The following is a 24,050-nucleotide window of genomic DNA, read 5'->3' on the forward strand; positions in this document are numbered from 1 at the left end:
GCTTTCAATAAAAAAATTCGTTCGTGTTTTGTATTGACGAGCGAATAGTATATGAGTAAAATGAAAGAGTACTTTATAACTTTTACATGCATCGTATATCGTCGAGAATAAGGCTTGACAGTTTCTACCGGACTGCCGTAAATGGTCCGACTACGAATGAATGGAAAGACGTAGTCTCTTTCTGTATTCTTTTGTTAGTCGTACCCGGAGCATCCCATGCTCCGGGTATTTTTCGTTCGAATATAAGATCGAAGGGAGAAAAAAGAATGAAAAAGTTTTTCCGAATGGATGAACTCCAAACGACGTATCGCCGGGAATTCATTGGCGGCTTAACGACGTTTTTATCGATGGCGTACATCCTGGTCGTCAATCCGCTTACGTTATCCTTGCAATCGGTACCGGACCTTCCGGATGCGATGCGCATGGATTACGGGGCAGTCTTTACCGCAACCGCACTAGCGGCTGCGATCGGATCGATTATTATGGGGCTGCTGGCCAAGTATCCGATTGCCCTCGCGCCGGGCATGGGGCTGAACGCATTTTTTGCGTATACGGTTATTTTAACGTATGGCATTCCGTGGCAAACTGCACTGACGGGCGTACTGTTTTCAGGGCTGATCTTTATTGTGCTGACGCTGACGGGCTTGCGCGAAACGATTATTAATGCAATACCGGCTGAACTGAAATATGCCGTTGGCGCTGGTATTGGCTTGTTTATTACGTTTGTTGGCTTTCAAAATGCCGGCATTATCGTCAATGATGACGCCGTGCTTGTTGGTTTGGGTGACTTAACGTCAGGACCGACACTTTTGACGATTTTCGGCTTAATTATTACGGTCATTATGATGGTAAAAGGCATCAATGGCGGTATTTTTTACGGAATGCTCCTCACGGCTGTTGTCGGCATGATTTTCGGACTTGTTGAGCTTCCGGAGAAAATCGTCTCAGGCGTTCCGAGTGTCGCACCGACGTTCGGTGTGGCGATCGAAAACATTTTCCAGACACCTGGTGAAGTGTTTACGCTGCAGATGCTTGTTATTGTGCTTACCTTTTTGTTCGTTGACTTTTTCGATACAGCTGGAACGCTTGTAGGCGTGGCTAACCAGGCGGGCTTAATGAAGGACAACAAGCTTCCGCGTGCAGGAAAAGCACTGTTTGCCGATTCATGTGCGACCGTAGCAGGTGCCGTTTTAGGTACTTCAACGACAACTTCCTACATTGAATCATCTGCTGGTGTTGCTGCAGGAGCGCGTACAGGACTTGCGGCGGTTGTGACAGGTGTTCTCTTCCTGCTGTCGCTGTTTTTCTTCCCGCTTTTGTCTGTTATTACGTCACATGTAACCGCGCCTGCGATTATTATTGTTGGTGTGCTGATGGTATCGGCGCTTGGCAAAATTGACTGGACAAGATTCGAGATTGCCGTACCGGCCTTTTTAACAATCATTGCGATGCCGCTTTCTTACAGTATCGCAACCGGGATCGCGATGGGCTTTATCTTTTATCCGATTACGATGATCGTTAAAGGACGCTCAAAAGAAATTCATCCGATTATGTATTTCCTGTTTGTCGTCTTTGTTCTTTACTTTATTTTCCTTAAATAAATCAGTCGGAAAGCACCTCTCTTCAAACAGGGAGGTGTTTTTTTCGTTCGGGCTCGTGCTATACTGTAAAAAAAGAAACAATGGGGATGTGCCATGGAGAAATTTTTTGTGAAAAAAGCCTTAAACAATAATGTGCTCATTGCATCAGCCAATGACGATACTGAGGTTGTCCTCATTGGCAGAGGAATCGGCTTCGGCCGCCAGCAGGGAGACAGCATTGTGAGAAGCTCGGTGGAGAAGCTGTTTGTGCTGACAGACCGGAGCGAGCAGGAGCAATATAAAAAATTGCTGCCGCATTTGGATGATGAAACGTTAAAAGTGATTATCGCAGCGGTGGAACTCATTCGGGAGCGAGTCGGAGAAACACTGAACGAGCATATTCACGTAGGCTTAACGGATCATTTGCTGTTCGCGGTGAACCGGATGATGAGAGGAATGGGCATCCGCAATCCGTTTTTATTGGAAACGAAAGCGCTCTATCCGTTTGAGTACGAGGTAGCAGCAGATGTCACGAAGCTGATCAACAGCAAGCTGACCATCAGCCTGCCGGAGGGGGAAACCGGCTTTATTGCGCTGCACATTCACAGTGCGATTGCGAATAAAGACGTCCGGGACTTAAGCCGCCACTCAGAGCTGATTGCGACGCTTATTCAAATGATCGAAACTCAGCTTGATGTTGAGCTGGACAAGGAAAGCATAGACTATATGCGGCTTGTCCGCCATATCCGGTATACGATTGAACGGGTTGTGCGGGGCGAAAAAGTCGACGAACCAGAAAAAATCGCAAACCTATTGAAAACGGAATATCCAGTATGCTATAATTTATCATGGAAGCTGATCAAAGTGATGCAGCAGACATTACGAAATCCAGTGTATGATGCAGAAGCGGTTTACTTAACCATGCATTTACAGCGGATTCAGACAAAAATGAAATAATATTAATTCGTTCTTTACGTGTTACTGATACGATCAGGCATGAGTAAAGGAGATACAGAGAAAATAGGGGTTGTGATACCTTCTTTTTTCTTGATGTCTTCTTTTCTCATGCCTTTTTTCGTTTCTGTCTGTCTGATTCATCTTTGAGATGCGCATACTAATGAAAACAGGGGAGGAACTACACATGTTTAAAAAGCTTTTCGGCGTGCTGCAAAAAATCGGTAAAGCACTTATGCTTCCGGTTGCGATTTTGCCGGCTGCTGGGCTATTGCTTGCGTTTGGTAATGCACTGCAAAACCCAACGCTGACGGATTTGGCACCTTTTTTAACAGCTGACTGGGTTGTAATGGTTGCATCAGTCATGGAAAATTCCGGCGATATTATCTTCGGAAACTTGCCAATATTATTTGCCATTGGGGTTGCGATTGGTCTTTCTGGAGGAGACGGCGTTGCGGGACTCGCCGCGCTTGTTGGGTATTTGATCATGAATGCAACAATGGGAACAGCGCTTGGTCTTGAGAAAATTGCGGTTCTAGAGGGCGGAGATCCTGCCCATGCATTGATTCTCGGCATCCCATCCCTTCAAACGGGTGTGTTCGGCGGGATTATCATGGGGGCCATTGCGGCTTACATGTACAACAAATTCTTTAACATTGAATTACCGTCTTATCTCGGCTTCTTTGCAGGAAAACGATTCGTGCCAATTGCGACAGCTGCATCAGCCGTTATCCTTGGACTTGTTTTGATTTTTGTTTGGCCGCCAATTCAAAGCGGTTTAGATGCTTTTTCTCATTTATTGCTAGGCGGCAACCTTGCCGTGTCGGCATTTATCTTTGGGGTTATTGAACGAAGCTTGATTCCATTCGGGTTGCATCATATTTTCTATTCGCCGTTCTGGTTTGAGTTTGGCCAGTACACAAACGCGGCAGGCGAGCTTGTCCGCGGTGACCAGGCGATCTTTATGGCGCAAATTAAAGATGGTGTACAGGAGTTAACAGCAGGTACGTTTATGACAGGTAAATATCCGTTTATGATGTTCGGTCTTCCGGCAGCAGCACTTGCGATTTATCATGAAGCGCGTCCGGAGCGTAAAAAAGTTGTTGCAGGTATCATGGGTTCTGCTGCTTTGACAACCTTTTTAACAGGGATTACAGAGCCGCTTGAATTCTCATTCTTGTTCGTCGCACCTGTTTTGTTCGGGGTACATGCCCTTTTTGCAGGTCTTTCCTTTATGACGATGAGTCTTCTTGATGTAAAAATCGGAATGACCTTCTCGGGCGGTTTGATTGACTACACGTTATTCGGTCTATTGAATCCACAGACAAATGCCTGGCTCGTGATTCCAGTCGGTCTTGTGTTTGCGGTTATTTACTACTTCGGTTTCCGCTTTGCGATTCGTAAATTTAACCTTGCGACGCCGGGACGTGAGCCTGAAGACGATGAAGATGGCGACTCACCAGCAGTTGTTGCGGGAGAGCTTCCATATGAAATCTTAGAAGCAATGGGTGGCCAAGAAAACATTGCCAACCTGGATGCTTGTATTACACGCCTTCGCGTTTCGGTAAACGACATTGGCAACGTTGATAAAAAACGCTTGAAGCAGCTTGGTGCAGCAGGTGTACTTGAAGTCGGCAACAACATTCAGGCGATCTTCGGACCGAAATCAGATAATCTTCGCCACCAAATGGCGGACATTATGAAAGGCAAATCACCTCGTCCGGTTGCCGTAAAACCGGATCAGGAAGTACAAAAAGAAGTGGAAAATGCAGCGCCGGCTGCGATTCGTAACGATGTGGAAAGCAAGTTTGTTGCACCGATTTCAGGTGAACTATTGCCAATCACAGAAGTACCGGACCCTGTTTTCTCCGGAAAAATGATGGGTGACGGCTTTGCGATCAAGCCGAACGACGGCACGGTGGTTTCGCCAGTAAACGGGAAGATCATTAACGTATTCCCGACGAAGCATGCGATCGGTATTACAGCAGACGATGGCCGTGAGATCTTGATTCACTTCGGTATTGACACCGTTAAGCTGAATGGTGAAGGCTTCGAGGCATTCGTTGCAGAAGGCGACAGCGTGAAAGCTGGCCAAACACTTTTGAAGGTAGATTTGGATTATATCGCGAACAATGCGACGTCAACGATCACACCAATCATTTTCACAAACCTCGCTGAAGGACAATCGGTAACGGTTGAAAAGCCAGGAACTGTGAAAAATGGAGACGAAAACGTTATTACTATTAAATAAGAAACAACCCGCCTCAGCTGACATTCAGCTGAGGCTTTTTTAATGTCTGTTAATATGGTAAACTGCCGTCAAAGAGGAGTGAAGAATATGTTGGACAATGCCTTCTTAATGGTGATCATTATTTTGCTTATTAATGTCGTATATGTATCCTTTTTTACGATTCGCATGATATTGACACTAAAAGGCTATCGGTATACCGCTGCCCTTGTCAGCACGATTGAAGTAGTCATTTACGTTGTCGGGCTCGGTCTTGTGCTGGATAATTTAAATGAAATTCAAAATTTGATTGCTTATGCAGTCGGATATGGCATCGGGGTCGTCGTTGGCATGAAAATTGAAGAAAAGATGGCGCTTGGGTATATTACCGTTAATGTCATCACAAAGGAATACGATAAGGATTTGCCAAGAACCCTTCGCGCAGAGGGCTACGGAGTGACCAACTGGGCAGCGAACGGACTCGAAGGAGAACGGATGGCTATGCAGATTTTGACGCCGCGAAAATACGAAATGAAGCTGTACAGCCGCATTAAGGAGCTCGACGAAAAGGCGTTTATCATTGCGTATGAACCGAAGTCGATACACGGTGGTTTCTGGGTGAAACAAGTGAGAAAAGGAAAATTGATGCGATGAGTAAAAAGAAAAACTTTCAAGTGGAAGAAAATGAAACGATTAGCGATTGTTTGGCACGCATGGAAAGTGAAGGATACGTGCCGGTCCGACGCATAGAAAAACCTCTTTTCGAAGAGCAGACGGAAAACGGAGAGACGATTCATGTCCCAATCGGACGTGAAATCGTGTTTGAAGGAAAAATAATGACTTAAATACGAACATTAAAATATAAGTTAATAATATCGTTCGATTTTTTATTGACAACCCCTTCTGCCGGTTGTTAATATGTAGATGACAATAAAGCACCTCATATAATAGCGGGAATATGGCTCGCGAGTTTCTACCGGCTGCCGTAAACAGCCGACTATGGGGAAAGCATTCGGAATCTGGATCGACTGCGGACGAATCGCTTTCTCCTGACAACAGGGAAGCGGTCTGTCCGTTTTTTTATGTAAAAAAATCTCACACTGGAGGATCAATATGACGATTGAAGTGGGCGTTATTATGGGCAGCACATCTGATTGGGAGACGATGAAGCATGCGTGCGACGTGCTTGACGAGCTTGCCATACCATATGAAAAAAAGGTGGTTTCAGCACACCGGACACCGGATTTAATGTTCGAATACGCTGAAACGGCACGTGAACGCGGCTTGAAGGTCATTATTGCCGGAGCGGGCGGCGCAGCACATCTGCCAGGCATGACGGCGGCGAAAACGACGCTACCGGTCATTGGCATTCCGGTCCAGTCTAAAGCGCTGAACGGGCTTGATTCTCTGCTTTCCATCGTTCAGATGCCAGGCGGGGTTCCAGTAGCAACAACCGCCATCGGCAAGGCGGGTGCAACGAATGCCGGACTGCTGGCAGCGCAAATTTTGTCGATTGCCGATGCAGGTGTTGCGGAGCGATTGGATAAGCGTCGCAAGGAGACAGAAAAAACCGTTTTAGAAAGCAGTGATCAGCTTGGCTAGAACAATCGTTGAACCGGGAAAAACCATTGGCATCATTGGCGGCGGGCAGCTTGGCAGAATGATGGCACTGGCTGCAAAAGAAGCCGGCTTTCGCATCGCTGTCCTGGAGCCTTCAGAAGGAGCGCCATGTGCGCAAACAGCAGATATCGTCATTCAAGCGCCATATAATGATCAAGCAGCACTGAAGCAGCTGGCTGACGTAAGTGATGTGATCACCTATGAGTTTGAAAACATCGATTATGATGGCTTAAAAGAGCTGATGACTAAAGCGAACATTCCACAAGGGGCGGAATTGATCCGTATTACGCAAAACCGTGTGTTTGAAAAAGAAGCTCTCACGAAAGCGGGCGTAAAGGTCGCGCCGTACAAAGTGATCCGGACAGAGGAAGAGCTAAAAGCCGGCATCAGCGAAATTGGCTTGCCAGCGGTACTGAAAACAGCGACCGGAGGCTATGACGGCAAAGGCCAGTTTGTACTGAAGGAAGCAGAGCAGGCAAGCGAAGCAGCCGCACTGCTTCAGCACGGAGACTGTGTACTTGAGCAATGGCTTTCGTTTGAAAAGGAAATATCGGTCATTGTCACACGCAATCCGGAAGGCGAGACCACTTATTTCCCGCCAGCGGAAAACATTCACATCAACAATATTCTACACGAATCGATTGTGCCGGCACGCATTTTACCGGAAACCGAGCAGGCAGCCAAAAAAGCAGCTGACCAGATCGCGTCGTCCCTTTCCTTAGTCGGGACACTGGCGGTTGAAATGTTTGTGACAGAGGATGGCGGTATTTTCATTAACGAATTAGCGCCTCGCCCTCACAATTCTGGACATTATACGATTGAAGCGTGCGGCATCTCACAATTCGGCCAGCACATCCGGGCCGTGTGCAACTGGCCGCTGAAGAGCACCGGGCTCCTAAAGCCGGCCGTGATGGTCAATGTTCTCGGCCAGCATGTGGAAGGCGTCATTCAAGCTATTTCCGAAAAGCCGGAATGGTCGATTCACTTGTATGGAAAAGAAGAAGCCAAGCATCAGCGCAAAATGGGCCATGTGACGATTTTGACAGATAACATAGAAGAAACACTTCAAGAAATTGAAGACAGCGGGATTTGGACAAACTAAACGAAAGATTATCGGAGGATGACAACAAATGATCGAACGTTATACACGACCTGAAATGGGCAGCATCTGGACAGAAGAAAACAAATTCAAAGCATGGCTTGAAGTAGAAATTCTCGCTTGTGAAGCCTGGTCTGAGCTTGGCGATATCCCGAAAGAAGATGTTGAAAAGCTGCGCGCGAATGCAAGCTTCGACATTAACCGCATTAATGAAATTGAACTTGAAACACGCCATGATGTTGTTGCCTTTACACGTGCTGTTTCCGAGACACTTGGCGACGAGCGCAAATGGGTGCATTACGGATTAACGTCTACAGATGTTGTTGACACCGCTCTTTCATATTTGCTGAAGCAAGCAAATGACATTTTACGCAAAGACATCGAAAACTTCATTGAGATTCTTCGCGTTAAAGCGATCGAACACAAGCACACCGTCATGATGGGCCGGACACACGGTGTTCATGCAGAACCGACAACATTCGGCTTGAAAATGGCGCTTTGGTACGAAGAAATGAAACGAAACCTGGAGCGCTTTAACGACGCGGCAGACAGTGTACAATACGGAAAGATTTCCGGCGCAGTAGGCACGTACGCAAACATTGATCCATTCGTTGAAAAGTATGTATGCGAAAAGCTTGGTACAAAGCCGGCACCTGTTTCCACTCAAACGCTCCAGCGCGACCGCCACGCTCATTACATGGCAACACTGGCGCTTGTGGCGGCGTCAATTGAAAAGTTCGCAACAGAAGTACGAGGTTTGCAAAAGTCTGAAACTCGTGAAGTGGAAGAAGCATTTGCCAAAGGACAAAAGGGCTCATCTGCTATGCCGCACAAACGCAACCCGATCGGCTCTGAAAACATGGTGGGTCTTGCGCGTGTCATCCGCGGCCACATGGTAACGGCGTACGAAAATGTTGCCCTTTGGCACGAGCGTGACATTTCGCATTCATCCGCTGAGCGCGTGATTTTGCCGGATGCGACGATCGCTTTAAATTACATGCTAAACCGTTTCGGCAATATTGTGAAAAACTTGACGGTATTCCCTGACAACATGAAGCGCAACATGGACCGCACGCTCGGCCTTATTTACTCCCAGCGCATTCTTCTTGCCTTGATCGATAAAGGCATGGCGCGTGAAGCAGCGTACGACACAGTTCAGCCGCGTGCGATGGAAGCGTGGGATAAGCAAGTGCAGTTCCGTTCACTCGTTGAAGCAGATGAAACGATCACATCCAAGCTATCACCGGAAGAAATCGCGGACTGCTTTGATTACAACTATCATATTAAACACGTCGATACGATTTTTGACCGCATCGGATTAAGCGAATAAACAGCCGGAATCAGGGAGGATTACAACATGCAAAAAGGCAAGCAGCTGTATGAAGGAAAAGCAAAGCGCATTTATGCGACAGACCAGGATGACATCGTCTGGATTGAATATAAAAACTCGGCAACGGCCTTCAATGGTGAGAAAAAAGCCGAGATTGATGGCAAAGGCCGTTTAAACAACTTAATCACAGGGCTTTTGTTTGAAAAGCTTGCTGAAAAAGGCATTGACTCTCATTTTGTAAAGCAGCTTTCCGAACATGAGCAGCTTGTCAAACATGTCGAAATCATTCCACTTGAAGTCGTTGTCCGCAATGTTGCCGCCGGCAGCATCGCGAAGCGGCTCGGCTTTGAAGAAGGCATACGGTTCAAGGAGCCGATCGTTGAATTTTACTACAAGGACGATGAGCTTGGCGATCCGCTCTTGACAGACGACCACATTCGTTTGCTTGATGTGGCCGCACCTGAAGAAGTGCAAATGTTGAAAAAAGAAGCATTGCGTGTCAATGAAGTGCTGATTCCGCTGTTTGATGATATGGGCGTGGACTTAGTGGACTTTAAAATCGAATTTGGCCGCCAAAAGGATGGCAGCATTTTGCTGGCAGATGAAATTTCGCCGGATACGTGCCGCCTATGGGAAAAAGGCACAAACCGCAAATTAGACAAAGACCTGTTCCGCCGCGATCTTGGCGGACTGACAGAAGCCTATACCGAAATCTACAATCGACTTGGAGGAACTCTATAATGTATAAAGTAAAAGTTTACGTAACGCTTCGTGAAAGTGTATTAGACCCGCAAGGAAAAGCAGTTCAGCAGTCTTTATCAAGCCTTGGCTACCAGGGTGTGGAAGATGTGCGGATCGGCAAATACATGGAGCTTCAATTCGATGATTCCGTAACAGACGTAGAAGGCACCGTGAAAGAAGTGTGCGAAAAGCTTTTGTCCAACCCGGTTATTGAAGATTACAGATATGAAATCGAGGAGAGTGCGAACCAGTGAAATTTGCAGTCATCGTATTCCCAGGATCTAACTGTGATGTAGATATGTATCATGCGGTCAAAGACGAATTAGGTGAGCAGGTTGACCTTGTCTGGCATGACGCGGACAATTTGGACCAATATGACGGCATTTTGCTGCCGGGCGGCTTCTCATACGGCGATTACCTGCGTTCGGGTGCCATTGCCCACATGTCAAGCGTCATGGCAGCGGTGAAAAGGGCAGCAGAAGCAGGCAAGCCGGTTCTAGGCGTGTGCAACGGATTTCAAATTTTGCTTGAATCAGGTCTTCTTCCAGGCGCGATGCTTCGGAATAAAAACTTGAAATTCATTTGCCGGACGGTTGAATTATCCGTTGAAAACAATGACACGATGTTTACGTCTTTATATGAAAAGGGCGAAAAAATCAGCATTCCCGTTGCGCATGGTGAAGGAAACTACTACTGTGACGATGCAACGCTTGCGAAGCTGAAGGAAAACAATCAAATTGCGTTCACATATGCAAGCGACGTAAATGGAAGCCTGTCTGATATCGCGGGCATTACAAACGAGCGCGGCAATGTACTTGGCATGATGCCGCATCCGGAGCGGGCCGTGGACGATCTTCTTGGCAGCGCAGACGGACTTAAACTTTTTCAATCAATTGTAAAGCACTGGAGGGACTCTCATGTCGTTAACGCTTGAACCGAATCCGCAGCAAATTAAAGATGAAAAACTATACAGCTCAATGGGTCTGACAGACGAAGAATTCGGCAAGGTGGAAAGCATTCTCGGCCGCCTGCCAAACTGGGCAGAAACAGGTCTTTTCTCTGTTATGTGGTCAGAGCATTGCAGCTATAAAAACTCAAAGCCTGTTTTAAGCCGTTTCCCGACAAAAGGCGATCACGTTCTTCAGGGACCGGGTGAGGGCGCCGGCATCGTGGATATTGGAGACAATCAAGCAGTCGTCTTTAAAATTGAGAGCCATAACCATCCATCTGCAATCGAGCCTTATCAGGGTGCAGCAACAGGAGTCGGAGGCATCATCCGTGACGTTTTTTCAATGGGCGCACGTCCAGTCGCGATTTTAAACTCTCTTCGTTTCGGTGAGCTGGAAACATCCCGTGTGAAATATTTATTTGAAGAAGTAGTGGCAGGCATTGCAGGCTACGGAAACTGCATCGGCATTCCGACTGTCGGCGGCGAAATCGGATTTGATCCTTCTTATGACGGCAATCCGCTTGTTAATGCGATGTGTGTCGGCTTGATCGACCATCAGGACATTCAAAAAGGCCAGGCAAAAGGCGTGGGCAACACCGTTATGTACGTTGGGGCAAAAACAGGACGCGATGGCATTCACGGTGCGACATTTGCATCGGAAGAGCTAAGCGAGAGCTCAGAAGAAAAACGTCCGGCTGTTCAAGTAGGCGATCCGTTTATGGAAAAACTGCTTCTTGAAGCGTGCCTTGAGCTTATTCATAACGACGCGCTTGTCGGTATTCAGGACATGGGGGCAGCGGGTCTGACAAGCTCCTCTGCTGAAATGGCGTCTAAATCTGGTTCTGGTATGGAAATGAACCTTGATTTAATCCCGCAGCGTGAAACAGGCATGACACCGTACGAAATGATGCTGTCTGAATCACAGGAACGCATGCTGATCGTCGTGGAAAAAGGGCGCGAAAAAGAAATTGAAGACCTTTTCTCAAAGTACGGTCTTGAAGCAGCATCTGTCGGTGTTGTAACCGATGATAAAATGCTTCGCCTTCTTCATAAAGGAGAAGTAGCGGCAGAAGTGCCGGTTGATGCGTTAGCGGAAGATGCACCGGTTTACCATAAGCCGTCTGCTGAGCCGGATTATTACCGTGAATTCCAGGCGATGGAAGCAGAAGTGCCGGCCGTAACGGACTTCAAAGAAACGCTTGTGAACCTGTTAAAGCAGCCGACTGTGGCGAGCAAGGAATGGGTATATGACCAGTACGATTACCAGGTTCGCACAAATACAGTCGTGGCGCCGGGCTCTGACGCAGCGGTGATCCGCCTGCGCGGAACGAACAAAGCACTTGCGATGACAACAGACTGTAATGCCCGCTATATTTACCTTGATCCAAAAACAGGCGGGAAAATTGCCGTAGCCGAAGCAGCCCGTAATATCGTTGCATCCGGTGCGCGTCCGCTTGCGATCACAGACGGTTTAAACTACGGAAGCCCTGAAAACCCGGGTGTATTCTGGCAGCTTGAGCAGTCTGCAGACGGAATCAGTGAAGCCTGCCTTGCGCTTCAATCGCCGGTTATCGGCGGAAACGTCTCATTATATAACGAAACAAACGGCACAGCGATTTACCCGACACCAATTATCGGCATGGTTGGCTTAATCGAAGATGTGAACCATATTACCACACAGTCAGCGAAGCAAGCAGGCGACCTGGTGTATGTGATGGGCGATGCGGCGAACGAATTTGGCGGCAGCGAATTGCAAAAAATGATGAATGGCGGCGAGATTTTTGGCAAATCACCTGCCATTGATTTATCAGTGGAAAAAAATCGTCAGGATGCACTTTTAAAAGCGATCCAGAGCGGCCTTGTGCAGTCAGCTCACGATATTTCAGAAGGTGGATTTGCGGTAGCACTTGTGGAGAAGCTATTTGGAACAGGTCTTGGCGCCAGCGTTTCATTGGATGGCGAAGCAACGGCCGCTCTTTTTGCAGAAACACAGTCCCGTTTTGTCGTGACAGTCAAAGAAGAAAACAAAGCAGCATTTGAAGCAGCCGTGACGGACGCAAAACAAATCGGTCATGTTACAGCCGACGCAGAAGTATCGATTCTAATTAACGGAGAAGAAGTGGTACAGGCACCAGTCAGTGAACTGGAGGATGCCTGGAAAGGAGCTATTCCATGCTTGCTGAACTCAGAGGCTTAAATGAAGAGTGTGGTGTTTTCGGGGTTTTCGGCCACGAAAATGCGTCACAAATCACCTACTACGGCCTGCAAAGCCTGCAGCACCGCGGACAAGAAGGAGCGGGCGTCGTCATGAGTGACGGCGAGCGCCTCCGCGGTCATAAAGGCGAAGGGCTTGTCACGGAAATTTTCAACCAGGATATTGTCAACGGATTGACAGGTTCAGCAGCAATTGGACATGTTCGGTACCAAACAGCAGGGGGCGGCGGCTACCAAAACGTACAGCCGCTTCTGTTTCACTTTCAAACGGGAAGCCTGGCGCTTGCGCATAACGGCAACTTGGTGAATGCCACTTCTTTGAAGCGCGAGCTTGAAGCGCAGGGAAGTATTTTTCAGACAACATCCGATACAGAAGTGCTGGCGCATTTAATTCGCCGCAGCAGCTACGGAACGATGAAGGACCGGTTAAAAACGGCACTGTCGATGGTCAAAGGAGCCTATGCCTTTTTGGTTATGACTGAAAATGAAATGCATGTGGCACTTGATCCGCAGGGGCTTCGTCCACTGTCAATCGGCAAACTTGGCAATGCGTATGTGGTTGCATCTGAAACGTGTGCCTTTGACATTATCGGTGCAGAATTTCTGCGCGATGTGGAGCCGGGTGAGTTGATTACGATTAATGACAGCGGTCTTCATTCCGAGCAGTTTGCGGCTGGTGTCAGCGATGCGATGTGCACGATGGAGTATGTGTACTTCTCGCGTCCCGACAGCGACATTCATGGCATTAACGTTCATAGCGCCCGCAAGCGTCTTGGCAAGCAGCTGGCCAAAGAAGTGGAACAAGCGGTGTTGGAAGCAGACGTTGTGACAGGTGTGCCGGATTCAAGTATTTCGGCAGCGATCGGCTTTGCGGAAGCAACAGGCATTCCATATGAGCTCGGCTTGATTAAAAACCGTTATGTTGGACGTACCTTCATTCAGCCATCCCAGTCTCTTCGGGAGCAGGGGGTTAAGATGAAGCTTTCTCCTGTCCGAGGCGTGGTCGAAGGCAAAAAAGTCGTCATGGTCGATGACTCGATCGTCCGCGGCACGACGAGCAGACGGATCGTAACGATGCTGAAGGAAGCAGGCGCGAAGGAAGTGCATGTTGTCATCAGTTCGCCGGCAATCAAGCATCCGTGCTTTTACGGCATTGATACGTCTGAAAAAGGCGAATTGATTGCGGCTCATCATACAAACGAGGAATTGCGTGAATTGATCGGAGCGGACTCGCTTACGTATTTAAGTGTGGACGGGACCATCGATGCCATTCAACACCGCCAGGGTGCTCTTGGCGAATGCGGTCAGTGCATGGCTTGTTTTACAGGAGAATATCCGACGGAAATATTCCCGGATACACAGCATCCGCATGACAAAGAAATCATGTGCTAACGTTGAGGAGGAACTAAAATGGCAAAATCGTATGAAGCAGCCGGTGTCAATATCGAAGCAGGATACGAAGCAGTAGAACGAATGAAGAAGCATGTGGAACGGACAAAGCGTGCCGGTGTAATGGGAGTGCTTGGCAGCTTTGGCGGCATGTTTGACCTCTCTTCGCTGCAATTAAAAGAGCCGGTTCTTGTCTCGGGAACAGACGGCGTGGGCACAAAGCTGAAGCTGGCGTTTATGATGGATAAGCACGATACCATCGGCGTTGATTGTGTTGCGATGTGTGTGAATGATGTTGTGGTTCAGGGAGCAGAGCCGTTGTTTTTCCTTGATTACATCGCATGCGGCAAAGCAGTGCCGGAGAAAATCGAGCAAATCGTTAAAGGAGTAGCAGACGGCTGTGAACAAGCAGGCTGTGCCCTTATTGGCGGCGAAACAGCTGAAATGCCCGGCCTTTATGAAGAAGAAGAGTATGATATGGCTGGCTTTACCGTTGGCGCTGTTGAAAAAAGCGCGGTGATCACGGGTGATGACGTAAAAGAAGGCGACGTGTTAATCGGTCTTTCATCAAGCGGGATTCACAGCAACGGCTACTCACTCGTACGTAAAATTTTCTTTGAAAAGCATAACCTTGCAGTAGATGCAAAGGTGGATGGACTTTCTGTGCCGCTTGGCGAAGCGTTAATCGAGCCGACGCGTATTTACGTGAAGCCGGTTTTATCTGTTTTGAAAAAAGCAACGGTCAATGGCATGGCGCACATTACAGGCGGCGGCTTTGTCGAAAACATTCCGCGTGCTCTGCCTGACGGACTGGGTGCTGCCATTGAAGCAGGCTCGTGGCCGGTTCCGGACATTTTTAACGTGCTTGAAGCGTATGGAGAGCTGGACCGCCAGGAAATGTACAATATTTTCAATATGGGCATCGGATTTGTGCTCATCGTACCGCAGGAAGAAGAAGCTAAGGTAAAAGCAGCATTAGAGGAAGCCGGCGAAACAGCGTACACAATCGGACGTGTCGTAAACGGCGAAGGAGTTACAGTTCAATGACGAAAATTGCCTTGTTTGCATCCGGCAGCGGAAGCAACGTGCAGGCAATTGCCGAGGCGGTGGCAGCAGGGAGCGTCCCTGCTGAAATCGCCTTGCTCGTCTGCGATAAACCGGATGCGTATGTCATGAAGCGGGCGGAAGCACTCGGCATTCCAGCGTTTTCCTTTCAGCCGAAGCAGTACGAATCCAAGCAGGCATTTGAAGCGGAAATTGTCGAGCAGCTACAGACATCAGGTGTCGAATTTATTTTTCTCGCCGGTTATATGCGCTTGATCGGCCCTGTTTTATTGGCCGCGTACCGGAACCGGATCGTAAACATTCACCCGTCTCTTCTTCCGGCATTCCCGGGAAAAGATGCGATCGGACAAGCATTTGATGCTGGAGTGAAGGTGTCCGGTGTCACGGTCCATTTTGTGGATGAAGGCATGGACACCGGTCCGATTATTGACCAGGAATGTGTACGAATCGATTCCGGCATGACACGTGATGATGTGCAAAAAGCGATCCAGAAAATTGAGCATAGTCTTTACCCGAACGTGATTACCAAACTTTTGACTGAACACAGGGAGGAACAAACACGATGACGAAACGCGCATTAATCAGCGTATCAGATAAAAGCGGCGTCACTGAATTTGCCAGAGAAATTGCGGCGCTTGGCTATGAAATTGTTTCAACAGGCGGCACGAAAAAAATGCTCGCAGAAGCAGGTGTACCCGTTCAAGGCGTAACGGATGTAACCGGGTTCCCGGAAATTTTGGAAGGACGCGTCAAAACGCTCAATCCATATATTCACGGCGGACTGCTTGCCAAGCACGGCGAGCCGGATCATCAAAAACAGCTTGATGAGCACAACATTCAGCCGATTGATATCGTTTGTGTGAATCTGTACCCGTTTCAGCAGACGATTGCCAAGCCGGATGTCACAACTGACGATGCGATTGAAAACATCGATATCGGCGGGCCGGCGATGCTCCGTGCTTCCGCTAAAAACCATGAATACGTAACGGTAATCGTGGATTCAAGTGACTATGGCCAGGTTCTGTCGGAATTAAAGGGTGAGGGCAAAACGACGCTTGAAACACGCCGTAAGCTTGCGGCAAAAGTGTTCCGCCATACAGCAGCGTATGACGCGATGATTGCCGGCTTTATGACGGAGCTGACAGGCGAAGAAAACCCTGAAAAATTAACGGTGACCTATGAGCTGAAGCAATCGCTTCGCTATGGTGAAAATCCGCATCAGAAAGCCGCTTTTTATGCGCAGCCGCTTGGATCTACCTTCTCCGTTGCACAGGCAAAGCAGCTTCACGGAAAAGAGCTTTCTTACAACAACATTCGCGACACCGATGCAGCACTTCAAATCGTAAAAGAATTCAGTGAGCCGGCAGCAGTAGCCGTAAAGCATATGAATCCGTGCGGTGTTGGAGCCGGTTCGACGATTGAAGAAGCGTATGCGCGTGCGTATGAAGCCGATCCGACGTCTATTTTCGGCGGCATTGTGGCACTGAATCGTCCGGTTTCAAAGGAGCTCGCTGAAAAGCTTCATGAAATTTTCCTTGAAATTATTGTCGCTCCTTCATTTGACCAGGAAGCGATTGATGTGTTGTCTAAAAAGAAAAACATTCGTTTATTGACGCTTGATTTTGCAAACGGCAAAAAAGGAGAAAAGGTGCTGACATCTGTGGAAGGCGGCTTGCTTTCCCAAGACCTCGATGAGCTTTCTCTTGCCGATGCTGACGTTCGTGTTGCAACAAAGCGTGAGCCGACAGAAGAAGAGTGGACAGCGATGAAGCTTGGCTGGAACGTCGTGAAGCATGTGAAGTCAAACGCGATCGTTGTCACAGATGATAAAATGACGCTTGGTGTCGGTGCCGGACAGATGAACCGTGTCGGCGCAGCGAAAATTGCGCTTGAGCAAGCAGGCGAAAAAGCAAAAGGCGCAGCGCTTGCGTCAGATGCGTTTTTCCCGATGGATGATACGGTCGAAGCAGCGGCAAAAGCAGGCATCACAGCGATCATTCAGCCAGGCGGCTCGATTAAAGATGAAGATTCGATCAAAAAAGCGGACGAATATGGCATTGCGATGGTCTTGACAGGCATCCGCCATTTCAAACATTAAAAGGGGGCTTTTATTCATGAACGTACTCGTTGTAGGACGCGGCGGACGCGAACACGCTATTTGCAAAAAAGTAGCGGAAAGCCCGCTTGTTGAAACGGTTTTTTGTGCACCGGGCAACGCCGGCATTGCGCAGGATGCAAGCATTGTGAACATCGATGAAATGAATTTCGCGGACCTGGCGGCTTTTGCTAAGGAGCAGCACGTAGGCTTAGTCATCATCGGTCCGGAGAACCCGCTTTCGGCTGGGATTACCGACCACCTGGAGCAGGAAGGCCTAAAGGTGTTTGGTCCAAAGCAAAACGCGGCGATTTTAGAAGGCAGCAAATCTTTTTCGAAAATGATGATGGAGAAGTATGACATTCCAACAGCCCGCTACCAGTCATTTGAAGACTATGACGCGGCCAAAGCATATATCGAAAAAGAAGGCGCGCCGATCGTATTAAAAGCAGACGGGCTTGCGGCCGGCAAAGGTGTGACCGTTGCGATGACAATGGAGGAAGCACTGGCGTCGCTTGATGATATGATGCTTGATAAAAAGTTTGGCGATGCATCCGCGCGTGTGGTAGTCGAGCAGTTTCTTCAAGGCGAAGAGTTCTCCCTTATGGCGTTTGTTCATGGAGAAAACGTCTATCCGATGGAAGCCGCACAGGATCACAAGCGGGCGTTTGATAACGATGAAGGGCCGAACACAGGCGGCATGGGGGCGTATTCACCCGTTCCGCACATTTCACAGGCGATCAACGATCAATCCGTAGAAGAGATTATCCGTCCGATTGCAAAGGGCATGGTGGCAGAAGGCCGTTCGTTTACAGGCATCATTTTCGCCGGCCTTATGCTGACAGAAGAAGGACCGAAAACGATTGAATTTAATGCCCGCTTCGGCGATCCGGAAACACAGGTCGTGCTTCCGCGTTTGGAAAACGACCTCGTGCAGGTGATGCTTGATGTTCTTGACGGGAAAGACCCGGAGCTGACATGGAAAGACGAATCCGTTTTGGGTATCGTGCTGGCTGCGAAAGGCTACCCGGAAGCATACGAAAAAGGCCATGAACTAAAAGGGCTCGATGCGATCGATGCCGGTTCCGTTGTGCATGCCGGCACGTATGCTGACGAAAACATTATTCGGGCAAACGGCGGCCGTGTTCTGCTCGTGACAGGAAACGGTTCAAGCCCGACTGAAGCACAAAAAGCCGCATATGAAAAAATGCAGCACGTCGATACAGAGCATTTCTTTTTCCGGAACGACATTGGAAGTCGTGCGATTGCAAAAGCCGGCTTGTCTTAATCATCTTACATAGTCCATTGACTATATTATTCTATAACACAATGAAACAGGCTGTCTCTCTATGGAGAAAAGCCTGTCAGACTGTCGAGAAAGTCTCGACAGTCTCTTTTTCTTCCCCCTGTTTTGTCGTAAACTAAAAAGAAAGTGAGGAGAGAAACCAATGAAAAGTTCTGGATATGTTTCAGAAGCAGGCTTTCAGGATACAGGCATGATTTTTAAGTTTATACATCAGAATAATGAATTTATCCATATATTTTCAGAAGGTGAACTCCTTTATAAAATGGATTTTCTGAAAAATGGACTCATTGGAAAAACATTATATGAATTATATCCAGACAATACAAACATGGCAAATTCACTGAATGCACATTATGAAAAAGCCTGGAAGGGCCACTTTGTCCAATACGAGGGCGAGTACAAAGAAATTCAGTATATAACTTATTTGAGACCCCTGTTTTCAGAAGGAAACGTTGTGGAAGTCGTCGGAACTTGTATTGATATTACGAAAAGAAAAAAGATGGAAGAAGACATCCGCCAAAAAGAAAATTTGTACCGGACGATTCTTGAAACAATGACCGAAGCGGTACTGATAGAAGAAGAAGGACAAATCACTGCACTTAATGAAAGCGCTAATAAAATGCTAGGGATTAAAACAGTTGACTTTACTGAAGGTTCGATGAAGAAATTAGGTTGGGAGTATATAAAAGAAAATGGCTCACCCATTTCTATTTCAGAGCTGATCGGTCTCATTACTTTACAACACGGACGTCGAGTTAAAAATGTAGTACTAGGAGTGAAAGGGGAAAATATTGGAGCAAAATGGCTCTCTGTTAATTCAAGTCCTCTTACAATACCGGGTAAGTATGAACGTGCATCTCTTATAACAATTTCCGAAATGACTCTTCAAAAAAAACAAGAAAAAAAATTAATGCATTCCTACGTTTTTCAGCGCAATTTGATTGATCAGCTGGATAGAGGGATCGTTATGACAGACCGGAATAAAAAGATCAGGCTCATGAATAAGAAGTTTTATGAAATGTTTAGCCTAGAAGGCGGGATTGATTTATATATCGGACAATATGCTGCACAATTACACCATCTATTTGACGAAAAAATAGAAACTGAAAGACATGGGAATCTCAAAAGGCCAACAAAAGAAATTAAAATTAATCAACATATTCTGTTGCGCTGCAATTGTTCGGCCCTTATTGAAGAGAATGAAATTTGTGGATATATATGGGATTTCGAAGATGTGACGGAGAGAAATAAGATGGAAAGGACGATTATCCAGGCAAAAGAAGAAGCTGAAAAAGCAAATGTAGCAAAATCGGACTTTCTGTCTAAAATGAGTCATGAGCTCCGCACCCCACTAAATGGCATTCTTGGCTTTGCACAGCTTTTGGAATTGGAGGAGGGGCTAACCGAGACGCAGTACGATTTTGTTCAGGAAATTTTAAATGGAGGAAGGCATTTATTAGAACTAGTAAATGAAGTACTGGATTTATCCAGAATCGAAACAGGCAATTTGAAAGTTACGATAGATGAGGTTAATCTTCTCACTGTTATTAACGAATGTATTAATATTGTCCAGCCGCTGGCGAAGAAGAAGGGTATACGGATAGATCATAAATTAACACCCTTGCAAAACACCTTAGTTTTTGCCGATCCAGTTCGCCTTAAACAAATACTCCTTAACCTTCTCGACAATGCCATTAAATACAACATAGATGATGGAGAAGTAAGTATACGCTGTTACCAAGAGGGAAGCGAACAGGTTGTTCATATTGTGGATACAGGTATAGGGCTTTCAAAAGATGAATATCACAAAATATTTGTACCGTTTTATCGAATTGGAGATTCAAAGGAAGGAGGGACAGGCATTGGTTTGTCTCTCGTCAAACAGCTTGTGCACTTGATGGGAGGGGAAATTAATATCACAAGCAAGATAGGAAAAGGCAGTGATTTTTCTTTTAGCCTGCCGGTTCCAACTAATTTAAAGGCCGCCGTGCGATGGGGGGAAGAGGTGGATTCTCATACAGAAAATGAGAATAAAATAGACAACTACCGTTTGCTCTATATTGAGGATAACAAGGCCAATTTTGATTTAGTCAGCAACATTCTAAAATCACAGCCTTCCTTTACGCTTTTGCCGGCCCGTACTGGGAAAGAAGGGCTGGAACGGGCAAAGGAGAATATTGATTTAATTTTGCTGGACATTAACCTTCCCGATATTAATGGATACGAAGTGTTTGATATGTTAAAAAAGAATAAGGAAACGAAGGATATTGCCGTTATTGCTGTGAGTGCCAATGCGATGCCACAAGACATTCAATGTGCACTGGCCAAGGGGTTTGACAGCTATGTGACAAAACCGATAAATATAAAAGAATTTTTAACAGTCGTGCAAGAAACGTTAAATAAAACCATTTATCAAAATATCCCAGACCATACCATTTTAAGCACAGGACCTTATGGGGAAGAGGCTATCTCTGCAAAAACACTCCAACTGTCTTTAGAAGAGTTGAAAGAAATTAAGAAAAAGAAATATAAAGCAGCTATTGCTATGCATTACAGTGAAAGTGATTGGTCAAAGTCTCAAGTGGAAGGAGTGAAAGCCACGTTTGAAAAAATGGGAATCGAGGTTGTAGCCGTAACAGATGCCCAGTTTAACTGGGAAAAGCAAGTGGCTGATATTGAAGCCATTTTAACACAAAAGCCGGATATTCTTGCGAGTATCCCTGTAAATCCAGCACGAATGGCAAACATCTATAAAAAAGCAGCCGAGGAGAATATAAAACTGGTGTTCATGGACAATATACCAAAGAACCTGAAGCATGAAAGAGATTATGTTAGTGTTGTCTCTTCCGATAACTATGGAAATGGCATTGAATCAGCTCATGTAATGGCCGAGCAATTAAGCGGTCAGGGTAATGTTGGTATTATTTATCTTGAATCTGATTTTTTTGCAACTAAACAAAGAACCGAAGCATTTGAAAAAACGATAAAAGAATATTATCCAAATATTCAAATTGTTGATCGCATGGGAATTGAGAGTCCAAATGAAGGTCAAAAAGCAGCAGCAGCTATGCTTGCTAAGCATCAGGATTTGAATGGTATTTTTGTTGTTTGGGATGTGCCAGCTGAAGGTGCTTTAAAAGCAGCTCGTACAGCAGAAAGAAATGATTTAGTCATTACGACAATAGATTTGGGCCTCAATGTGGCAGCAGAAATTGCCCGGGGCGGTTTGATCAAGGGATTGGGTGCGCAGCTTCCGTACCAGCAGGGAGTCGCTGAAGCGATTCTCGCCGGATATGCATTAATTGGAAAACATGCACCTCCTTATGTGGCTGTCCCAGCTTTAAGAGTAACGAAAGAAAATATCCTCGATGCCTGGAAACTAGTTTATAACGAGGAGGCGCCAACGGTCATACAAGAAGCTGTTGATCAAGAAAATGTGTAAGGAAAGGGGGATAATGAATGAAAGTGTTAATCGCTGAAGATGATGCTCCCTCAAGAAAACTATTGCGGCACTTTATCGGCAGTTTGCCTGATTATCAAATTGTTGGGGAAGCCACAAACGGTGAAGAGCTAATCCAATATGTGACGAAAGAAAAGCCAGATGTCGCTTTGGTGGATATTGGCATGCCTTTAATGGATGGGATGGAAGCAGTGAAAGCATGTAAAGAGCTTTTTCCGTCCCTTCAAGTTATTTTCATTACGGGGCATGATGATTATGCGATTGAAGCATTTAGTGTAAGAGCGGTTGACTATATTTTAAAGCCTATTGAACGAAATCGTTTATACAGTGCTTTAGAGAGGGCAATACAAGCTAGTCATGGACGAACGCAGAAAGAGCAATCAATTAAAAAGAATTTAATTATTAAACAGCAGAAAAATACCATTTTTATTCCGCTTGATGACATTATTTTTATCGAAAGAATAGACCGTAAATCCGTCATTCATACTAAGAACGGCATATTTGAAACAAATGAAGCGTTAACCAGTCTGGATGATGCACTTGACTCAAGGTTCATCGTATCTCATCGATCTTATGTCATCAATGTAGGGCTTTTAACCAAAATTGAAGGGGCTGGACAAATGTATAAAGCCTACTTTAAAGACTATGACAAAACGGCTAGAATTTCAAAGCATAAAATCGATGAATTGCAGCGATATAAAGCGTAAAAAACTCAGCAGCATTTGCTGAGTTTTTTATTTTTTTAAAATTGTTATTTTTTTGTTTCAAAGGACCTTTTTAAAGTCTGAAACTTAAATAAAGCCTTGTTGAATGGAAGAAAATCATGTTTAAAACCGGTTAGACACTAGATTTGAATGCGATTACAATCTGTCTATAGCTAAATAGTCAGAAACAAAAACAGAAAAGAGAATCAAACAATGTCAGGAATTAAAGAGGTAGCCAAACAGGCAAATGTGTCAATTGCTACTGTATCGAGGGTGTTAAGCAAGCCGGAAACGGTGGCGGAAAAGACCATCAAAAGAGTATTAGAAGTCATAGAAGATTTAAACTATCAACCTAATGCTGCAGCCCGCCAGCTAAGAATGGCCGAAACAACAACGATTCTGGTGGTTGTCCCGGACATTACGAATACTTTCTTTTCTGATGTGCTAAGAGGAATAGAGTCTGTCGCTCTTGAAAATGGCTATCAGGTATTACTCGGAGATGCAGACAATAATGCGGAACGTGAAAAGGGATATTTAAGCATCCTTCGCCAGAAAAAAGCTGCAGGAATGATTTTACTGACTGCAGGAATTGAAGCGAATATTGTGGAGGAAATAGCTTCCGAGTACCCGGTCGTTCTGGCATGTGAATACTTGGAGGGCGTTAATGTTCCAACGGTTTCAATTGACAATGTCAGCGGTGCCCGTAAAGCAACTGAGTATTTGATTAATCTTGGCCACAAGAGAATAGGCTTTATTTCAGGTCCTATGAATAGTGTACTAGGCAGAGACAGGCTAAAAGGGTTTTATCAGGCAATGGCGCAGTATAGTCTGAAGGTTGAACCTGATTTAGTGCAGGAAGGCAATTTTTCGTATAAAAGCGGCTTGAATATGATGAACAAGCTGTTAGCGTACAGTCACACTCCAACAGCCGTGTTTGCGGCAAATGATGAGATGGCCTTTGGCGCCGTCAATGCGATTGAACAAAAAGGATTAGCGGTTCCACAGGACATATCGATTATCGGATTTGACGATATCAAGTTTTCGTCCATTTTCAAACCGGCACTGTCGACGATCTCGCAGCCCACATTTGACATAGGCACCAAAGCAATGCAACTGCTGATCGGCTTGATGACAAATCAAAAAATGGAAAAAACACAATATATTTTAGAAAACAGGCTTGTGCTTCGGAATTCGTGCGGTAAATGGAGCAGTTAAAACAAATTTTTTATGAAGTGAATGTAAACGTTTACGGACCAGATGAAGAAGCAGCTTGCTGCGGTTGTTGCTTACAAGAGCATCAGCAGAGGGGAGGGCAGG

The 24,050-nt window shown here is 46.2% G+C and carries 20 protein-coding genes and 2 riboswitches; all 20 genes read left to right on the forward strand.

Annotated features, from left to right (window positions below):
- Positions 1–72: 72 nt before the first annotated feature.
- Positions 73–173: riboswitch (purine riboswitch) on the forward strand.
- A 93-nt stretch (positions 174–266) separates the two neighbouring features.
- The 20 genes from BW952_RS09625 to BW952_RS09720 all read left to right on the forward strand — a co-directional run bounded on the left by BW952_RS09625 (position 267) and on the right by BW952_RS09720 (position 23,948).
- Positions 267–1,601, forward strand: coding sequence for an NCS2 family permease (locus tag BW952_RS09625; protein ID WP_045849133.1), 1,335 nt, complete (start codon positions 267–269; stop codon positions 1,599–1,601).
- Between the two features lie 93 nt (positions 1,602–1,694).
- On the forward strand, positions 1,695–2,537 hold the full coding sequence (gene glcT / locus BW952_RS09630) for a glucose PTS transporter transcription antiterminator GlcT (RefSeq protein WP_045849134.1): 843 nt from the start codon (positions 1,695–1,697) through the stop codon (positions 2,535–2,537).
- A 184-nt stretch (positions 2,538–2,721) separates the two neighbouring features.
- Positions 2,722–4,785 (forward strand): glucose-specific PTS transporter subunit IIBC, encoded by a 2,064-nt coding sequence (gene ptsG, locus BW952_RS09635; RefSeq protein WP_045849135.1) that lies wholly within the window; start codon positions 2,722–2,724, stop codon positions 4,783–4,785.
- A gap of 87 nt (positions 4,786–4,872) precedes the next feature.
- Complete coding sequence (locus BW952_RS09640; RefSeq protein ID WP_045849136.1) at positions 4,873–5,415, forward strand: DUF2179 domain-containing protein; 543 nt, start codon at positions 4,873–4,875, stop codon at positions 5,413–5,415.
- Entirely contained in the window at positions 5,403–5,606 is a 204-nt protein-coding gene (locus BW952_RS09645; RefSeq protein WP_414735770.1) for an NETI motif-containing protein, read from the forward strand. The genes BW952_RS09640 and BW952_RS09645 overlap by 13 nt, the downstream gene beginning before the upstream one ends.
- Positions 5,607–5,681: 75 nt before the next feature.
- A riboswitch (purine riboswitch) is annotated at positions 5,682–5,781 on the forward strand.
- 93 nt (positions 5,782–5,874) lie between these two features.
- Complete coding sequence (gene purE, locus BW952_RS09650) at positions 5,875–6,363, forward strand: 5-(carboxyamino)imidazole ribonucleotide mutase (protein WP_045849138.1); 489 nt, start codon at positions 5,875–5,877, stop codon at positions 6,361–6,363.
- Positions 6,356–7,483 carry a 5-(carboxyamino)imidazole ribonucleotide synthase gene (gene purK / locus BW952_RS09655; protein WP_045849139.1) on the forward strand — a complete coding sequence of 376 codons (1,128 nt, stop codon included), beginning with the start codon at positions 6,356–6,358 and terminating at the stop codon, positions 7,481–7,483. Before purE ends, purK begins: the two co-directional genes overlap by 8 nt.
- Positions 7,484–7,511: 28 nt before the next feature.
- The gene (gene purB, locus BW952_RS09660) at positions 7,512–8,810 is read left to right on the forward strand and encodes an adenylosuccinate lyase (protein WP_045849140.1); all 1,299 of its coding nucleotides are present in this window, start codon (positions 7,512–7,514) and stop codon (positions 8,808–8,810) included.
- 27 nt (positions 8,811–8,837) lie between these two features.
- Positions 8,838–9,551, forward strand: coding sequence for a phosphoribosylaminoimidazolesuccinocarboxamide synthase (gene purC / locus BW952_RS09665; RefSeq protein ID WP_045849141.1), 714 nt, complete (start codon positions 8,838–8,840; stop codon positions 9,549–9,551).
- Complete coding sequence (purS, locus tag BW952_RS09670) at positions 9,551–9,805, forward strand: phosphoribosylformylglycinamidine synthase subunit PurS (protein WP_045849142.1); 255 nt, start codon at positions 9,551–9,553, stop codon at positions 9,803–9,805. The genes purC and purS overlap by 1 nt, the downstream gene beginning before the upstream one ends.
- Positions 9,802–10,485 carry a phosphoribosylformylglycinamidine synthase subunit PurQ gene (gene purQ / locus BW952_RS09675; RefSeq protein WP_045849143.1) on the forward strand — a complete coding sequence of 228 codons (684 nt, stop codon included), beginning with the start codon at positions 9,802–9,804 and terminating at the stop codon, positions 10,483–10,485. Before purS ends, purQ begins: the two co-directional genes overlap by 4 nt.
- Positions 10,469–12,697 carry a phosphoribosylformylglycinamidine synthase subunit PurL gene (gene purL, locus BW952_RS09680; protein WP_045849144.1) on the forward strand — a complete coding sequence of 743 codons (2,229 nt, stop codon included), beginning with the start codon at positions 10,469–10,471 and terminating at the stop codon, positions 12,695–12,697. Before purQ ends, purL begins: the two co-directional genes overlap by 17 nt.
- Complete coding sequence (purF, locus tag BW952_RS09685; protein WP_045849145.1) at positions 12,673–14,106, forward strand: amidophosphoribosyltransferase; 1,434 nt, start codon at positions 12,673–12,675, stop codon at positions 14,104–14,106. Before purL ends, purF begins: the two co-directional genes overlap by 25 nt.
- A gap of 18 nt (positions 14,107–14,124) precedes the next feature.
- Positions 14,125–15,150: a phosphoribosylformylglycinamidine cyclo-ligase gene (gene purM / locus BW952_RS09690; RefSeq protein ID WP_045849146.1), complete on the forward strand. Its 1,026-nt coding sequence runs from the start codon at positions 14,125–14,127 to the stop codon at positions 15,148–15,150.
- A complete protein-coding gene (gene purN, locus BW952_RS09695) occupies positions 15,147–15,734 on the forward strand; it encodes a phosphoribosylglycinamide formyltransferase (RefSeq protein WP_045849147.1) in 588 nt (195 codons plus the stop codon). The genes purM and purN overlap by 4 nt, the downstream gene beginning before the upstream one ends.
- The gene (purH, locus tag BW952_RS09700; protein ID WP_045849148.1) at positions 15,731–17,266 is read left to right on the forward strand and encodes a bifunctional phosphoribosylaminoimidazolecarboxamide formyltransferase/IMP cyclohydrolase; all 1,536 of its coding nucleotides are present in this window, start codon (positions 15,731–15,733) and stop codon (positions 17,264–17,266) included. Before purN ends, purH begins: the two co-directional genes overlap by 4 nt.
- A 16-nt stretch (positions 17,267–17,282) precedes the next feature.
- Complete coding sequence (gene purD / locus BW952_RS09705; RefSeq protein WP_045849149.1) at positions 17,283–18,551, forward strand: phosphoribosylamine--glycine ligase; 1,269 nt, start codon at positions 17,283–17,285, stop codon at positions 18,549–18,551.
- Between the two features lie 160 nt (positions 18,552–18,711).
- Positions 18,712–22,011 carry a substrate-binding domain-containing protein gene (locus BW952_RS09710; RefSeq protein ID WP_052698323.1) on the forward strand — a complete coding sequence of 1,100 codons (3,300 nt, stop codon included), beginning with the start codon at positions 18,712–18,714 and terminating at the stop codon, positions 22,009–22,011.
- Between the two features lie 17 nt (positions 22,012–22,028).
- On the forward strand, positions 22,029–22,736 hold the full coding sequence (locus BW952_RS09715) for a LytR/AlgR family response regulator transcription factor (RefSeq protein ID WP_045849150.1): 708 nt from the start codon (positions 22,029–22,031) through the stop codon (positions 22,734–22,736).
- Positions 22,737–22,946: 210 nt separating this feature from the next.
- Complete coding sequence (locus BW952_RS09720; protein WP_045849151.1) at positions 22,947–23,948, forward strand: LacI family DNA-binding transcriptional regulator; 1,002 nt, start codon at positions 22,947–22,949, stop codon at positions 23,946–23,948.
- Positions 23,949–24,050 lie beyond the last annotated feature (102 nt).

The organism is Domibacillus enclensis (genome assembly GCF_900156125.1).
In the GTDB taxonomy this organism is placed as follows: Bacteria; Bacillota; Bacilli; order Bacillales; family Domibacillaceae; genus Domibacillus; species Domibacillus enclensis.

What these genes read in the sequence shown, in the direction of transcription:
- BW952_RS09625 (WP_045849133.1), top strand. Translation starts at nt 267, where the DNA reads ATGAAAAAGTTTTTCCGAATGGATGAACTCCAAACGACGTATCGCCGG.
- glcT (WP_045849134.1), top strand. Translation starts at nt 1,695, where the DNA reads ATGGAGAAATTTTTTGTGAAAAAAGCCTTAAACAATAATGTGCTCATT.
- ptsG (WP_045849135.1), top strand. Translation starts at nt 2,722, where the DNA reads ATGTTTAAAAAGCTTTTCGGCGTGCTGCAAAAAATCGGTAAAGCACTT.
- BW952_RS09640 (WP_045849136.1), top strand. Translation starts at nt 4,873, where the DNA reads ATGTTGGACAATGCCTTCTTAATGGTGATCATTATTTTGCTTATTAAT.
- purE (WP_045849138.1), top strand. Translation starts at nt 5,875, where the DNA reads ATGACGATTGAAGTGGGCGTTATTATGGGCAGCACATCTGATTGGGAG.
- purB (WP_045849140.1), top strand. Translation starts at nt 7,512, where the DNA reads ATGATCGAACGTTATACACGACCTGAAATGGGCAGCATCTGGACAGAA.
- purC (WP_045849141.1), top strand. Translation starts at nt 8,838, where the DNA reads ATGCAAAAAGGCAAGCAGCTGTATGAAGGAAAAGCAAAGCGCATTTAT.
- purS (WP_045849142.1), top strand. Translation starts at nt 9,551, where the DNA reads ATGTATAAAGTAAAAGTTTACGTAACGCTTCGTGAAAGTGTATTAGAC.
- purL (WP_045849144.1), top strand. Translation starts at nt 10,469, where the DNA reads ATGTCGTTAACGCTTGAACCGAATCCGCAGCAAATTAAAGATGAAAAA.
- purF (WP_045849145.1), top strand. Translation starts at nt 12,673, where the DNA reads ATGCTTGCTGAACTCAGAGGCTTAAATGAAGAGTGTGGTGTTTTCGGG.
- purM (WP_045849146.1), top strand. Translation starts at nt 14,125, where the DNA reads ATGGCAAAATCGTATGAAGCAGCCGGTGTCAATATCGAAGCAGGATAC.
- purN (WP_045849147.1), top strand. Translation starts at nt 15,147, where the DNA reads ATGACGAAAATTGCCTTGTTTGCATCCGGCAGCGGAAGCAACGTGCAG.
- purH (WP_045849148.1), top strand. Translation starts at nt 15,731, where the DNA reads ATGACGAAACGCGCATTAATCAGCGTATCAGATAAAAGCGGCGTCACT.
- purD (WP_045849149.1), top strand. Translation starts at nt 17,283, where the DNA reads ATGAACGTACTCGTTGTAGGACGCGGCGGACGCGAACACGCTATTTGC.
- BW952_RS09710 (WP_052698323.1), top strand. Translation starts at nt 18,712, where the DNA reads ATGAAAAGTTCTGGATATGTTTCAGAAGCAGGCTTTCAGGATACAGGC.
- BW952_RS09715 (WP_045849150.1), top strand. Translation starts at nt 22,029, where the DNA reads ATGAAAGTGTTAATCGCTGAAGATGATGCTCCCTCAAGAAAACTATTG.
- BW952_RS09720 (WP_045849151.1), top strand. Translation starts at nt 22,947, where the DNA reads ATGTCAGGAATTAAAGAGGTAGCCAAACAGGCAAATGTGTCAATTGCT.